At 38.7% G+C, this 15754-nt stretch carries 12 protein-coding genes and 2 tRNA genes; 9 read left to right on the top strand and 5 right to left on the bottom strand.

What is annotated here, in order from left to right; all coding sequences use genetic code 11:
* The first annotated feature begins 164 nt into the window (after positions 1-164).
* Positions 165-1928: an alkaline phosphatase D family protein gene (locus F984_RS04280; RefSeq protein ID WP_004707360.1), complete on the top strand. Its 1764-nt coding sequence runs from the start codon at positions 165-167 to the stop codon at positions 1926-1928.
* 102 nt (positions 1929-2030) lie between these two features.
* Here the strand turns inward: F984_RS04280 and F984_RS04285 are convergent.
* Both F984_RS04285 and F984_RS04290 read right to left on the bottom strand, forming a co-directional pair.
* Positions 2031-2116: transfer RNA gene (locus tag F984_RS04285), tRNA-Leu, on the bottom strand.
* An 11-nt stretch (positions 2117-2127) separates the two neighbouring features.
* A tRNA-Cys gene (locus F984_RS04290) sits at positions 2128-2201 on the bottom strand.
* Positions 2202-2353: 152 nt separating this feature from the next.
* Between F984_RS04290 and folD the strand changes: the two genes are divergently transcribed.
* Entirely contained in the window at positions 2354-3202 is an 849-nt protein-coding gene (gene folD / locus F984_RS04295; RefSeq protein ID WP_001229846.1) for a bifunctional methylenetetrahydrofolate dehydrogenase/methenyltetrahydrofolate cyclohydrolase FolD, read from the top strand.
* A gap of 256 nt (positions 3203-3458) precedes the next feature.
* Positions 3459-4127 (top strand): class I SAM-dependent methyltransferase, encoded by a 669-nt coding sequence (locus F984_RS04300; protein WP_025469271.1) that lies wholly within the window; start codon positions 3459-3461, stop codon positions 4125-4127.
* 75 nt (positions 4128-4202) lie between these two features.
* Here F984_RS04300 and F984_RS04305 read toward each other — a convergent pair whose 3' ends face one another.
* Entirely contained in the window at positions 4203-4571 is a 369-nt protein-coding gene (locus F984_RS04305; protein ID WP_004707362.1) for a hypothetical protein, read from the bottom strand.
* 114 nt (positions 4572-4685) lie between these two features.
* A complete protein-coding gene (locus F984_RS04310; protein ID WP_080593569.1) occupies positions 4686-6017 on the bottom strand; it encodes an MFS transporter in 1332 nt (443 codons plus the stop codon).
* A gap of 373 nt (positions 6018-6390) precedes the next feature.
* Between F984_RS04310 and glpK the strand changes: the two genes are divergently transcribed.
* Both glpK and glpD read left to right on the top strand, forming a co-directional pair.
* Entirely contained in the window at positions 6391-7899 is a 1509-nt protein-coding gene (glpK, locus tag F984_RS04315) for a glycerol kinase GlpK (protein WP_004707363.1), read from the top strand.
* A 153-nt stretch (positions 7900-8052) separates the two neighbouring features.
* Complete coding sequence (glpD, locus tag F984_RS04320) at positions 8053-9570, top strand: glycerol-3-phosphate dehydrogenase (protein ID WP_004707364.1); 1518 nt, start codon at positions 8053-8055, stop codon at positions 9568-9570.
* Between the two features lie 41 nt (positions 9571-9611).
* Here glpD and F984_RS04325 read toward each other — a convergent pair whose 3' ends face one another.
* Positions 9612-11444 (bottom strand): phosphoenolpyruvate carboxykinase (GTP), encoded by a 1833-nt coding sequence (locus F984_RS04325; protein ID WP_004707365.1) that lies wholly within the window; start codon positions 11442-11444, stop codon positions 9612-9614.
* 391 nt (positions 11445-11835) lie between these two features.
* Between F984_RS04325 and F984_RS04330 the strand changes: the two genes are divergently transcribed.
* The 4 genes from F984_RS04330 to groL all read left to right on the top strand — a co-directional run bounded on the left by F984_RS04330 (position 11836) and on the right by groL (position 15682).
* The gene (locus F984_RS04330) at positions 11836-12774 is read left to right on the top strand and encodes a diacylglycerol/lipid kinase family protein (protein WP_004707366.1); all 939 of its coding nucleotides are present in this window, start codon (positions 11836-11838) and stop codon (positions 12772-12774) included.
* The gene (locus F984_RS04335) at positions 12755-13513 is read left to right on the top strand and encodes a metallophosphoesterase family protein (RefSeq protein WP_004707367.1); all 759 of its coding nucleotides are present in this window, start codon (positions 12755-12757) and stop codon (positions 13511-13513) included. The genes F984_RS04330 and F984_RS04335 overlap by 20 nt, the downstream gene beginning before the upstream one ends.
* 185 nt (positions 13514-13698) lie before the next feature.
* A complete protein-coding gene (locus F984_RS04340; RefSeq protein WP_000065579.1) occupies positions 13699-13989 on the top strand; it encodes a co-chaperone GroES in 291 nt (96 codons plus the stop codon).
* Between the two features lie 58 nt (positions 13990-14047).
* Complete coding sequence (groL, locus tag F984_RS04345; protein ID WP_002048605.1) at positions 14048-15682, top strand: chaperonin GroEL; 1635 nt, start codon at positions 14048-14050, stop codon at positions 15680-15682.
* Positions 15683-15754 lie beyond the last annotated feature (72 nt).

Genomic DNA, 15754 nt, shown 5'->3' on the forward strand with positions numbered 1-15754 from the left:
TGGCAAGAGAAAATCGGAGAGTTTGCTTTATTTTCAATCAGTTCTTATCGGTATTTATATAAATTAACCAATTTTTGTCATGATTTGTTCATCAAACTGAGATCAGCTGTTCATGTTATGTACTTAAGTTTAAAGCACTCATTGCTTAAAACTTAGAGAATTTTATGTCAGAGAAAATTTCACGCCGAGAATTAATTCAAAAAAGTCTATTCGGTTTTGGGGCTTTATCTATACCTGTTGCTTTTACAGGTTGCAACGATGGTTCCGATGAAGAAAATCCGCAAGTACAAGCAGATTTTCTTCATGGGGTTGCAAGTGGAGATTCTTTGCAGGATAAAGTCATTTTGTGGACACGAGTAACTCCAGTAGATTTAGGAGTGCGTTTAAAAGTTGTATGGGAAATTTCAACCGATAATCAGTTTAAACAAAATTTAAAGACAGGAATGGTTGAAACAACGAAGACTGATGACTTTACAGTGAAAGTTGATGCAGCTGGGTTACAAGCAGATACGGTGTACTACTACCGTTTTAAATTTGGTAGTAAAGTCTCACCAGTAGGACAGACGAAAACATTACCAACTTCTACGAATAAAGTGAGCTTTGCAGTATGTTCTTGCTCGAATTATCCTGCGGGTTACTTTTATGTCTATCGGGAAATGGCTAAACAGAATGTCGATGTCATTATCCATTTGGGGGACTATATTTATGAATATGGGGCAGATGGCTATGCGGCGGAAGATGCAGTAAAACTTGGGCGTACGCTACCTACTGATAATAATAAAGAAATTATTAAATTAGAGGATTATCGCAAACGTTATGCACTTTATCGTCAGGATAAAGATTTGCAAGCTGCTCATCAGCGCCATCCTTTTATTGTAATTTGGGATGATCACGAACTAGCGAATGATGCTTGGCGTGATGGCGCGGAAAATCATCAAAGCGATGAAGGGTCTTTTTCGGACCGTAAATTAGCTGCTCTACAAGCTTATTTTGAATGGATGCCAATTCGCCCAGTCTCTAGTTCTGACCATTTAAATATTTATCGTCAGTTTAACTTTGGTTCACTTGTCCAATTAACCATGCTAGATACGCGTATTATTGCGCGTGATAAGCAGCTTGAATACAAAGACTATATGACAGCCTCTGGTTTGGATATTGCCAAATTTCAGGCAGATTTAACTAATCCAGCGCGTACTTTAATGGGTTATACGCAAAGAGATTGGCTGGTTGATAAATTGAAGCAATCTACAGCTACATGGAATGTTGTGGGGCAGCAAGTCTTGATGAGTAAAATGTGGATTCCAGCTGAGCTATTGGCATCTTTAGGGCAAATTACTTCAGGGGGAACTTCGCCTGAAACACTTGCTAAAATGAATACACAAATCACCGAGTTGGTTACTTTAAAACTTCGTTTGCAACAAAATGATCCGACATTAACAGCCCAAGAAAAAGCAAGAATTATGACGGTGGCACCATACAATTTAGATGCTTGGGATGGTTACTATGCTGAGAGAGAGTTTGTATATGACAAATTGGCAGAGTTTAATAAAAAGATCATTGTGTTAGCGGGGGATACTCATAACGCATGGGCATCTTATTTATATAGCCAGAAAGGGAAGTATATTGGAGTTGAATTGGCAACTAGTTCTGTATCGTCTCCTGGTTTAGAAAAATATTTAAGTATTCCACAGGCTCAACTGCAACAGTTTGAATTTGCTTTTACTACATTAATTGATGAATTAGCCTACTGTAATTTAAATCAACGAGGATACTTATTGGTTACTCTAGATCAGGCACAAGTTCATTCTGAGTGGAGATTTGTAGATTCAATTAAAAATACCGAATATCAGATAGATTCAAGCCGACAAAACGATATTGTATTGGATCTAAATTTGATGCCGTTAAAGCAAGATCAAAAGACTGCTTGAAACTATAGAAAAGTAGAGGGTTGCTGAGGTAACCCTTTTTTTAGGCATAAAAAAACCAGCTTACGCTGGATTCTTTATGACACCATATTCAGTACTTGAAGATGGTGCCCGGGGCCGGACTCGAACCGGCACGCTTTGAGGGCGGGGGATTTTAAATCCCCTGTGTCTACCTATTTCACCACCCGGGCTTTACCAAATTTGGAGGCGGAGGTCGGAATCGAACCGGCGTCCACGGAGTTGCAGTCCGCTGCATGACCACTCTGCCACCCCGCCTACATTTGGTGATGCACATATTAGCAACCTTTACAAAAAAAACAATACTGTTTTGAGCGAAGATGCACATAAAAACAACATCTAGAATAAAATTGTCGAAATTATCATGTATTATTGGCACATTAAATTCATGTCTACCTTGGAGATGTGCTGTGGCATTGGTTTTAGACGGTCGTGCATTAGCAAAGCAAATTGAAGAAAATTTGTTGGTACGTGTTGAAGCTTTAAAAGCGAAAACAGGTCGTACCCCAATTTTAGCGACTATTTTGGTTGGGGATGATGGTGCTTCTGCAACTTATGTACGTATGAAAGGGAATGCCTGCCGCCGAGTAGGTATGGATTCATTAAAAATCGAATTACCACAAGAAACCACAACAGAACAATTATTAGCTGAAATCGAAAAGCTTAATGCCAACCCAGATGTTCACGGTATTCTTTTACAACATCCAGTTCCTGCACAAATTGATGAGCGTGCGTGTTTTGATGCGATCTCATTAGCAAAAGATGTTGATGGCGTAACTTGCCTTGGTTTTGGCCGTATGGCAATGGGTGAAGCTGCATATGGTTCAGCAACTCCTGCGGGTATCATGACAATTCTTAAAGAAAACAACATCGAAATTGCTGGTAAACACGCGGTTGTGGTTGGCCGTTCAGCAATTTTAGGTAAACCAATGGCAATGATGTTGTTACAAGCAAATGCAACAGTAACGATTTGCCATTCACGTACACAGAACTTACCTGAGCTTGTGAAACAAGCTGACATTATTGTTGGTGCTGTAGGTAAAGCTGAACTTATTCAAAAAGACTGGATTAAACAGGGTGCAGTTGTGGTAGATGCTGGTTTCCACCCACGTGATGGCGGTGGTGTAGGCGATATTCAATTACAAGGTATTGAAGAAATTGCTTCTGCTTATACACCAGTACCGGGTGGTGTTGGTCCAATGACCATTACTACTTTGATTCGCCAAACTGTAGAAGCTGCTGAAAAAGCTTTAGGTTAATTTAATTAACGCTAGGCTGTTATTTGATACGTGTAACCGTCATCCGCAATTGTTTGAGGCAGAAATACGTTAAAAATTTAATGTTTCTGCGATGCTTTCGATTCTAGAGAGTATCTGCCGAGTTTTGCGCATGACAATAGTTTTGCCTACTTTTCCCGAAAGAAAAGTAGGCCCAACCGAAGGTTAAGGTAAAAATTCAAATCATAATGGAATGACTCTGTTATGCTTGTTATAAAAATGAATTAAAAGAAATCTGATGAGCTGCACCTTTCAATTGACCAAAGCCCCTGAACATTTACTTCAAGCCTTACATGAAGTCATTCCACATTGTGAATTAATGGCACAACAGTTGCCTGAAACTCCAATTTCTTTGTGGTTGATTCCCCCAGTTTTTCCAACTGATCGATTGGATGACGAAGTTATTCGCCGTATTTGGAATGACACGCCGTATTGGATTTTTTGTTGGGCATCAGGCTTGGCGATGGCTCAGTGGATACTTGCAGAGCCGGACCATGTTAAAGATAAAGTGGTGTTAGATTTCGGAGCAGGTTCTGGTGTAGTGGCAATTGCTGCAAAAATGGCAGGAGCAAAACGCGTAATCTGCTGTGATATTGATCAGGTTAGTCTAAATGCTTGCCGTGAAAATGCTTTACTTAATGATGTAGAGCTCGAATATCTGGATGATTTATATAAAGCTGAGCAGGTTGATGTTTTACTCGCTGCTGATGTGTTATATGACCAATGTAACCGCTTTTTCTTAGACGAATTTTTAAAATTTGCACCAGAAGTATGGGTAGCAGATAGCCGTGTTAAAAATTTTAGTCATCCAAAATATGAAAAAATTGAAGAAAGAAGTGCGACAACGTGGCCAGATTTGGATGAAGCAAAAGAATTTAGAAACGTAAGTTTTTATAAGACGCTGTAAAAGAACAGCGTCTTTTTTATGTTATGAACAAGTATAACGAACAACTTTCAATGTACTTGGACGTGCTTCAAGTGCTTAGCGTGTCGCATAATCTTCACCATTATTTAAGCTAGGTGTATTTGATAAGCCAAAAGACGCGCGAGTTTCACCGAGTTGAATTCCATAATGCTCATCTTTAGCTGGATTAGGAATTTCGTTGATGCTTAAAATTGATAATTTATAAACTTTCTGGGCACCTAACACATTCTGACAAGCACGTTGTAATTTGCGCTCATCAAGTTGCTGGTTACTACGACCAGCTAAAGTATAAGCTAAAGTCGCTGAAGTTTTAGTTTGGTTTTCAATCTGATAGCCAGTTGAACCATTATATTGTCGAGGCGTAGTCTGACAAGCAGTTAAAATAAACATACTACTTAATGCCAAACATAAAATACTTTTATTCATCAGTATCGTCCTTATTTTCTTATACGCAGTATCTCATAAAATAGAAGCGTTGTTTGTGGTTATTCACTAGTTTAGAGCTAACATCGGCTTATGATATTAGTTCTAATAAAAATATTAATGTTCTTTGATTTTTGAATGATGTTTGGTGTCTTTCATAAATATATAGATCAGTAATGAAATGAAAATCATAATACTGACATAAATGAAATACCAAGATTCATGACCAGCTTCTTTAAAACTTAATGCGAAGAATTCGGCTGTTCCACCAAATAAAGTGTTTGCAATTGCATAGGGGAGAGCTACGCCCAAAGCACGAATATGCGCTGGGAAAAGTTCAGCTTTCACGACAGCATTAATTGAAGTGTAGCCAGTCACCATGATCAGGCCCCCAAAGCATAACCAGAATGCAGTCCAGTAGTTATGCGTGTTTGCGAGAGCATCAAATAAAATATATGTGAATAAAACACCTGTCACCCCGAAGAAAATCATCAGTGGTTTACGCCCAATTCGATCTGATAATGCACCCGCCAATGGCTGTAAACACATAAAAATAAATAAGGCTAGAGTAGTAATTTGAGTCGCTTCAGGTTTGGTAAAACCAGATGTATTGACTAAATATTTTTGTAGATAGGTGGTGTAAGTATAAAAAGCGAGTGTACCACCAGCAGTTAAGAACAATACTGTAAAGGCTTCTTTAGGATAATGCTTAAATAAAGCAAACATTCCTGATTTTGGCTGATCTGTCTCTGTTTGAGCATTTTTAAAAGATTGTGTTTCTAATAGCCCACGGCGAATACGGAACACTACAATTGCTAAAAGTGCGCCAATGAAAAAAGGAATACGCCATCCCCAGTCATGCAATTGCTGCTCGGTGAGTACCATTTGCAAGATGAGTAGTACACATAAAGCTGTAAGTTGTCCTGCAATTAAGGTGACATATTGGAAGCTTGAGAAAAAACCACGGCGGTTCTTTTCAGCCATCTCACTTAAATATGTCGCACTTGCACCGTATTCACCACCTACGCTTAAGCCTTGAATTAAACGTGCAATAACTAAAAGTAATGGTGCAAATACGCCAATACTTTCGTAGGAAGGGGTAACTGCAATGAGTAGAGAGCCAACACACATTAAGGTGACAGAAAGCGTAAGGCCAGCTTTACGTCCTTTACGGTCTGAATAAATCCCCATTATCCATGCGCCAATCGGACGCATAAGGAAGCCTACTGCAAAAATTGCAGCTGCTTGAAGAAGTTGAGCAGTTTGGCTCCCTTTTGGGAAAAAAGCATGAGCAAAATAGAGCGTAAATGCGGCATATACATACCAGTCGTACCATTCGACAAGGTTGCCAGCAGAACCGCCCAAAATTGATTTTAGACGAGTTTTTGTATCTAAATTAGAATGTGGAGGTGTTGCGGTAGAAGGTTGATCAACCATGAGTCGCTCCATGTTTCGCTTGGGTTGAATGCTAAAGAAGAGAAGATTTATTCCGTTTTTACATATTATCTAGAGGAGTATTTCACTTTATTTTTTTTATGTCTGTAAAACAATGTTTATTATTTAAGCAAAGGAATAAGTTGAATATTTATGTGATTTCAAATTGGCCGATCAGTTCATTTTTATAAGCTTACTCGGATTTTTAGAATATTATTTTTTCCCAAGTAGTAAAAACCGATAAAGAATGAGTAATGTTTGGGCGAAGAAAACCTATATCCCTTAAAAATAATGATATATTCCAAAGAAAATTTTAAATAAATACAGTTAGGCATAATGTCTTTGCATTGTGGACTAGATGTGTGTGGATAATGAAAGGGACATTCAGATGTCAAATTGCCCAAAGAAATATATTGTTGCTTTTGATCAGGGCACAACAAGCTCAAGAGCAATTGTTTTAGATCATGATGCAAATGTTGTCAGTATTGCTCAAAGAGAGTTTACTCAGATTTACCCTCAGCCGGGCTGGGTTGAACATGATCCAATGGAAATTTGGGCAACTCAAAGCGCTGTGTGGGTAGAGGCTTTGGCTCAAGCAGGCATCAAGAGTGAGCAAGTTGCGGCAATTGGGATTACAAACCAGCGAGAAACCACCATTGTCTGGGATAAGAAAACAGGTAAGCCTATTTATAATGCTATTGTTTGGCAAAGTCGACAGACGACTGAAATATGTAATCAATTGCATAAAGCTGGTTGGCAAGAATATATCCGTAAGACCACTGGTTTAGTGATTGATCCATATTTTTCGGCCACAAAAATTAAATGGATTTTAGATCACGTGGAAGGCAGCCGTGAGCGTGCTGCGCGGGGAGAGTTATTATTTGGTACGGTGGATACCTGGCTCATTTGGAAATTAACTAATGGTGCTGTCCATGTCACTGATTTTACCAATGCTTCACGGACTATGCTGTTTGATATCGAAAAGCTTGAATGGGATGAAAAACTTTTACAAGCTTTAGATATTCCTAGAGCAATGCTACCTGAGGTGCGTAGTTCATCTGAGGTCTATGGGTATACACATACTATTAGTGGCCAAGAAGTAGGTATTCCTATTGCGGGAATCGCTGGCGATCAACAGGCTGCACTTTTTGGTCAAATGTGTGTTGAGTCAGGGCAGGCTAAAAATACCTATGGTACAGGCTGCTTTCTACTCATGAACACAGGTAAAAAGATTGTTCGTTCAGAGCATGGATTACTGACTACTATTGCATGCGGTGCAAACGGAGAAGTGAATTATGCTTTAGAAGGTGCCGTGTTTAATGGTGGCTCTTGTGTACAGTGGTTACGCGATGAATTAAAGGTTATTAAGAACGCTAAAGATTCTGAGCATTATGCAACACGGGTAAAAGACAGTAACGGTGTATACGTTGTTCCAGCTTTTACCGGATTAGGGGCACCGTATTGGGACCCGACAGCACGCGGAGCAATTTTTGGTCTGACGCGTGGGGCTAGTATTGAACATATTATTCGTGCAACTTTAGAGTCCATTGCTTTTCAAACTCGAGATGTTTTAGATGCTATGCAGCAAGATGCAGCAGAAGAACTTCGTACGCTCCGTGTTGATGGTGGCGTAACGGAAAATAACTTCTTGATGCAATTTCAGTCTGATATTTTAGCAACCCCTGTAGAACGTCCAATAATGAAAGAAACTACCGCTTTGGGCGCTGCTTTCCTTGCAGGTTTAGCAACGGGTTTCTGGCAAGATCTTCACGAGTTAAGAAATAAATCTGCCATAGAAAAAGTTTTTGAACCCAAAATGTCTGCTGAACAATCTGAGTTTATTTATAAGGGTTGGTTGAAAGCAGTGAAACGCAGTCAAAGTTGGGCTGAGGATTGATTTGTTCTTTAATGAGTTAAATTAAAAGTAGAGTAATCAATTAGCGGCTCAATGTTTATTTATTCAAAATTGATTATTCTACTTTTTTGATTGTTGTTTCATCAATTTGATGTTTTAATTTTTATAAGATCAACAATAAAAAGAATATGAGAAATGACAGTACAAACTAATGATTATTCAAAAGTATATGATATTGCTGTAATTGGTGGCGGTATTAATGGCGTCGGTATTGCTAATGATGCAGTAGGCCGTGGATTATCGGTATTTTTGTGTGAAAAAGATGATTTAGCCAGTCACACCTCATCTGCTAGCAGTAAATTAATTCATGGTGGTCTACGCTATTTAGAACATAAAGAATTCAGGTTAGTCAGAGAAGCATTAGCAGAGCGTGAAGTGTTGTTGGCTAAAGCGCCACATATTATTGCACCTATGCGTTTTATTATGCCTCATCGACCGCATTTGCGTCCTGCATGGTTAATTCGAGCGGGTCTATTTTTTTATGATCATTTGGGAAAACGAGAAAAATTATTAGGTTCAAATCTGATCTATTTCAAAGAAGATAGTCCCTTAAAACCAGCGATAACACGTGGCTTTGAATATTCTGACTGTACTGTAGATGACGCACGTCTTGTGGTGTTAAATGCGCTACAAGCTAAAGAGCAGGGTGCCAAAGTCGTGACACGAACACGATGTGTGAAGGCGTATAAAGAACAAGAACTTTGGCACTTGGAACTACAAAGTGGAGCTGAGGTTTATCAGATACGTGCAAGAGCTTTAGTAAATGCAGCTGGTCCTTGGGTTGAAGAAATTATTAGTGAAAATCTAAATTTAAGATCTCCTTATCAAGTCCGATTGATCCAAGGAAGCCATATTGTTGTGCCAAAGCTATATGACTGTCATAAGGCTTTTATTATGCAAAACGAAGACCGACGGATCGTTTTTGCAATTCCTTATTTAGAAAAATATACCCTCATTGGTACAACAGATCAGGAATACACAGGTGATCCACAAAAGGTAGAGATTACTGATGTAGAAATAGATTACCTTTTGACAGTGACCAATTCACATTTTAAAAAGCAGTTAACGCGAGCAGATATTGTAAGTCAGTACTCAGGTGTACGTGCCTTATGTGATGATGAGTCTGATAACCCTTCGGCAATTACCCGCGACTATACTTTGGCACTACAGACGGAAGATAAAACGGCACCATTGTTATCGGTATTTGGTGGCAAGATTACGACTTATCGGAAACTGGCTGAGGCCGCTTTAGAGCATTTGTCTCCGTTCTTTAGTGAAATGGCAGAGGAGTGGACTGCCAATGCACCATTACCGGGTGCTGAGAACTGGACTACATTAGATGATTTAATCAACCAGATTCAATTAAGTGTAAATGGAGTTTCAGAATCCCTTGCCAAACGTTGGGCACATGCATATGGCACAAGAGTTTGGAACATGCTTCATGAACGAAATAGTATAGAACAATTGGGGCAAAATTTTGGTCATGATTTATTTGAATGTGAAGTTAAATATTTATGTGAATATGAGTGGGCAAATACTGCAGAAGACATACTCTGGCGAAGATCTAAATTAGGTTTGACGTTTAATGAGAAACAGGTGAAAGTGTTAGAAGCTTACTTATCTGAACGTCGACTAAAAGATGATGCCGCATAATAAAAAAGGCCGCATAAAGCGGCCTTTTTTATATTTAGCAATTAGAAGCCAGTTTTTACAGCTTCAAGTAATGCTGCTTGACGTTCTTTTAATGCTTTTGGTAAGCGCTCGCCAAGTTTATTGAATAACTCAGTGTGGCTTTCAATTTCAGTAACCCACTGGTCTTTATCTTGAGTAGTGATAAGGTCAAATTGTTCTTTACTGAACTCAGTACCTTTCCAGTTCAAGTCTTCATATGTTGGAACAAAACCGATTGGTGTTTCAACAGCGTTTGCACGGCCTTCACAGCGGTCAATGATCCACTCAAGAACACGCATGTTTTGACCGAAACCAGGCCATACGAAGTTGCCTTCAGCATCACGACGGAACCAGTTTACGTTGAAGATTTTCGGTAATTTGTTGCCAGAAGCTTCAGCTTTCTCGCTTACTTTTGCACCAAGGCTTAACCAGTGGTCAAAGTAGTCAGCCATGTTGTAGCCAGCAAATGGAAGCATCGCGAATGGGTCACGACGAACGATACCTTGTTGACCAACAGCAGCAGCAGTAGTTTCAGAACCCATAGTTGCCGCTTTATATACACCGTCAACCCAGTCAAAAGCTTCAGAAACTAAAGGAACTGTATCTGCACGACGACCACCGAAGATGAACGCAGAAATTGGAACACCTGCTGGGTTTTCCCAATCAGCGTCGATAGATGGACATTGACCAGCTGCAACAGTGAAACGAGCATTTGGATGTGCTGCTTTTTCGCCGTTTACGTGAGGTTGACCTTTCCAGTTCGTTAAGTTTGATGGAACTTCTTTAGAAAGACCTTCCCACCATACTTGACCATCTTCAGTTACTGCTACGTTTGTATAGATAACATCTTTATGAAGTGTTGCCATACAGTTCGGGTTAGTCTTGGTATTTGTACCAGGAGCTACACCGAAGAAACCAGCTTCAGGGTTAATCGCATATAAACGACCGTCTTCACCTGGTTTGATCCAAGCAATATCGTCACCTACAGTTTCGATTTTCCAACCTTCATAACCTGCTGGTGGAATTAACATTGCAAAGTTTGTCTTACCACAAGCAGATGGGAATGCAGCAGCGATGTAGTGTTTTTCACCTTGAGGGTTAGTCACACCAAGAATAAGCATGTGTTCAGCTAACCAACCTTGTTCGCGTCCCATGACAGAAGCGATACGAAGAGCTAAACATTTTTTACCAAGTAATGCGTTACCGCCGTAACCAGAACCGAAAGACCAGATTTCACGAGTTTCTGGGTAATGAACGATATATTTCTCTGGGTTACAAGGCCATGCAACGTCTTTTTGACCTTCAGCAAGTGGAGCACCTACTGTGTGTACACAAGGAACAAATTCGCCGTCTGTACCTAATACATCATAAACAGCTTTACCCATACGTGCCATTTTGCGCATGCTAACAGCAACATAAGGAGAATCAGTTAACTCGATACCGATATGAGCAATATGGCTACCTAAAGGACCCATAGAGAAAGGAACAACGTACATCGTACGGCCTTTCATTGAACCTTCAAATAAACCATTTAATTTTTCACGCATAACAGCTGGATCTTCCCAGTTGTTTGTCGCACCAGCATCTTCTTTATTTTGAGAGCAGATGTAAGTACGATCTTCAACACGCGCAACGTCAGATGGGTCAGAATTTGCAAGATAAGAACCAGGATGTTTTTCTTGGTTTAATTTCTGCATGGTGCCGTTAGCGATCATCAAGTCGATTAGACGTTGATACTCTTCTTCGCTTCCGTCACACCATTCGATTTTTGCTGGTTTGGTTAAGTTTGCAATTTCTTCAACCCATGCTATAAGCTTAGGATGACGAACGAATTCTGGTGCGTTCACTGTGGTCATGGTGAGGCCTATTCAAAATATGTACAACGTACAAGTCTATTCATTGGGGTACAATGAAAGATCAAATAAAAAAGTGGCTGTATTAAAGCATAAAATCATAAAAAAAATAAGACTAAAGACTAACAATTAGATATTTGGAATTCCGATTGTTTTTATATGAAAATCATTTGCTTATGATGTTTTATATAGTTTTTACTTTTATATTTTTATGTTGTATGTGTGTTATTTACTTAAGTTATTTTATTTAAAATCAATAAATTAGCTCTTAAATTTTTTTTGAGAATTATTATTGATTAAACAAATGAAGATCATTCAAAATTTACATAAAGAGACTTTTAATAGGTGATTTTATATACAAAATAGAATAAACATCTTACTTTACGATAATAAAATGCGGCCCTTGAAACCTCTTTCGATCATCTATAACGAAAAATCAGGATTTCACGCTTCAAAACATGAAGATGTTTATGAGCAACTGATGACTGTATTTACTGAACATGGTTTTGAAATACAAGTATTTGAATTAAATGAAAATACATTGTTTGATGATCTGATGAATAATGTTATTCATCGGCATTCACAAAACGAAAATATAGGGGTGGTTGTTGCAGCTGGTGGGGATGGCACATTAAATGCTGTTGCATCTAAACTTAAGAATACTTCTATTCCAATGGGAATCTTGCCTTTAGGTACTTTTAACTATGTCGCTAAAGTTTTAGATATTCCGCTAGATCTTTTAGAAGCAGCAGAAGTGATTGCTACAGGCATTCCTCGGTCAGTACATATAGCAGTAATCAATGATCATATTTATTTAAATAATGCTAGTTTAGGTCTATATCCACTCTTTATCAAAAAGCGCGAACTCTACAATAAATATTTAGGAAGGCTTCCTTTACATGCCTATACATCAGCTTTAGATGTTTTGTTAAGAGAAAATAAGTCAATGAAGCTATCTATAACAGTAGATGGTAAAAAATATCCTGTTAAAGCACCTCTTATTTTCTTTGGGAATAATCAATTACAACTATGTGATATGAAACTTAGAATTGCAGAATGTGCAGCACAGGGACGAGTTGCTGGAGTTGTAATTACAAAAAGTGATAAGCTGAGTTTACTGAATATGCTTTGGCAGTGGATTCAAGGTAAAGTTGAAGATGCTCAAGATGTATATAGTTTTTGTGCAGATCATGTTGTAGTCGAATGTGCAAAAAAATCGAAACTTACAGTTGCTTTAGATGGTGAAATCATAGAGATGAAACCACCTTTAAATTTCACTGTAGAAAAAAATGCTTTAAATATAATGGTGCCGAATGTTATTACATCTGTCTGATTTACACTTTGGAACGGAAAAACAAGAGTGTTTAGAGGCAATTAGGCACTTCTGTATTCAGCAACAGCCTGAAGTAATTGTTGTAAGTGGCGATATTACTCAACGTGCCAAATACGAACAATTTTTTAAATGTCGGCAATATTTAGATAGTCTCAATATTCCTTATTTAGTGGTCCCAGGCAACCACGACATTCCTTTGTATCATGTCTGGAATCGTTTTTTTTCTCCATTTACTCGTTATCGATATTTTTTTGGTGAACTGGAGCCAACTTTAGAAACTGAACATTTTTATATTGTTGGTGTAAATAGCATACGCCGTCGTTACCATACGCGTGGTCATATTTCGATTGAACAAATTCAAGATACTTATGAGCGTTTACAAAAAGGGCCTAAAGATAAATTAAAGCTAGTGGTTTTCCATCAACCTTTTTATACACCACCCGATAATAAGCATGGAATAAAGGATTGTCCGGTTTTAGGAAAAATCGCCTTAGAGAAGTGGAGTACAACTGGATTATTCGGAATGCTGCATGGTCATCTCCATAAAACGGCTATATATGATTTAACTCAAATTTACCATCTGGAAATAGATCATCCTATTTATGATATTCATGCGGGTACAGCAACTTCTACTCGTTTATATCATCATAATCCAAATAGCTTTAATATGGTTTCAAATACAGGAAAGATTCAGCATTATTGGTTTAATGAACAGCAGGCTGAATTCACTACAGATTGATTTGGTTTAGATGAGATTAAATATTTGATTGTTTAAAAAATATTCAAAAAACAGAAAAATTTTTCTTATTTCCCCTTGAAGCCATTTTTTTCATCCCCACAAAAGTGACATCTAAATATTTTGTTATTGCTCTGGATTAAAGCAATAACGATTAATCAAAAAGACTAAGTCTGATGGAGTTAATTATGAGCAACATTCGTCCATTACATGATCGCGTTGTGATTCGTCGCGTAGAAGAAGAAACCAAAACTGCTGGCGGTATTTTATTGCCAGGTTCTGCTGCTGAAAAGCCATCTCAAGGTGAAGTAATTGCAGTAGGTAATGGTCAAATCACTGATAACGGCGTACGTGCTTTGGATGTTAAAGTTGGTGACAAGGTTTTATTTGGTACTTATGCAGGTACAACAGTTAAAGTAAACGGTGAAGAACTCTTAATCATGAAAGAGTCAGACATCTTAGCTGTATTAGAAGGCTAATCGATCCATAACTCAATTCATTATCAGATTCAGTATTTAAAAAGATTCGGAGTTTAATATGTCAGCTAAAGACGTAAAATTTGGTGATTCAGCTCGCTCAAAAATGATTGCAGGGGTAAACGTACTTGCAGATGCGGTTAAAGTGACTTTAGGTCCTAAAGGCCGTAACGTTGTAATCGACCGTTCTTTCGGTGCGCCGCACATCACTAAAGACGGTGTAACTGTTGCCAAAGAAATTTCATTAAAAGACAAGTTTGAAAACATGGGTGCTCAACTTGTACGTGAAGTTTCAAGCAAGACTAACGACATCGCAGGTGACGGTACGACAACTGCAACTGTACTTGCTCAAGCAATTTTAAACGAAGGTATCAAATCAGTAACTGCTGGTATGAACCCAATGGATTTAAAACGTGGTATCGACATTGCAGTAAAAACTGTAGTTGAAAATATCCGTTCTATTGCTAAGCCAGCTGATGATTTCAAAGCAATTGAACAAGTTGGTTCTATCTCTGCTAACTCTGATACTACTGTTGGTAAACTTATCGCTCAAGCGATGGAAAAAGTAGGTAAAGAAGGCGTAATCACTGTAGAAGAAGGCTCTGGCTTTGAAGACGCATTAGACGTTGTAGAAGGTATGCAGTTTGACCGTGGTTATATCTCTCCATACTTTGCTAACAAGCAAGATACTTTGACTGCTGAACTTGAAAATCCGTTCATCCTTCTTGTTGATAAAAAAATCAGCAACATTCGTGAATTGATTTCTGTTTTAGAAGCAGTTGCTAAAACTGGTAAACCACTTCTTATCATCGCTGAAGATGTTGAAGGTGAAGCGCTTGCAACTCTTGTTGTAAACAACATGCGCGGTATTATCAAAGTATGTGCTGTTAAAGCTCCTGGTTTCGGTGACCGCCGTAAAGCAATGCTTCAAGACATCGCGATCTTGACTGGCGCAACTGTTATTTCTGAAGAAGTTGGTATGTCTTTAGAACAAGCGACTCTTCAAGATTTAGGTACAGCGCACAAAATCACTGTTTCTAAAGAAAATACAGTTATTGTTGATGGTGCTGGTGATGCTGCTGCTATCGCTGAGCGTGTTCAACAAATCCGTGCTCAAATCGAAGAATCTACTTCAGAGTATGACCGTGAAAAATTACAAGAACGCGTTGCTAAATTGGCAGGCGGTGTTGCTGTAATTAAAATCGGTGCAGCAACTGAAGTTGAAATGAAAGAGAAGAAAGACCGCGTTGACGACGCTCTTCACGCAACTCGTGCAGCAGTTGAAGAAGGTGTTGTTGCAGGTGGTGGTGTTGCGCTTGTACGTGCCGTAAATGCGCTTGAAGGCCTAAAAGGTGCTAACGAAGATCAAACTGCAGGTATCAACATTTTACGTCGTGCGATCGAAGCTCCACTTCGTCAAATCGTTGCGAACGCTGGTGATGAGCCATCTGTAGTAATCAATGCAGTTAAGAAAGGTGAAGGTAACTTCGGTTATAACGCTGCAACTGGTGAATATGGCGATATGTTAGAAATGGGTATCCTTGACCCAGCTAAAGTAACTCGTTCTGCACTTGAGCACGCTGCTTCTGTTGCTGGCTTAATGTTGACTACAGAATGTATGATCACTGACATTCCTGAAGACAAACCAGCTGCTCCAGACATGGGCGGTATGGGTGGAATGGGCGGCATGATGTAATAAACATCAACGTCTAAATAAAAAATCCCTGCAAATGCAGGGATTTTTTTATTTCTTATATAAATTAAGAAA

This window comes from Acinetobacter nosocomialis NIPH 2119 (assembly GCF_000368085.1).
Classification (GTDB): domain Bacteria; phylum Pseudomonadota; class Gammaproteobacteria; order Pseudomonadales; family Moraxellaceae; genus Acinetobacter; species Acinetobacter nosocomialis.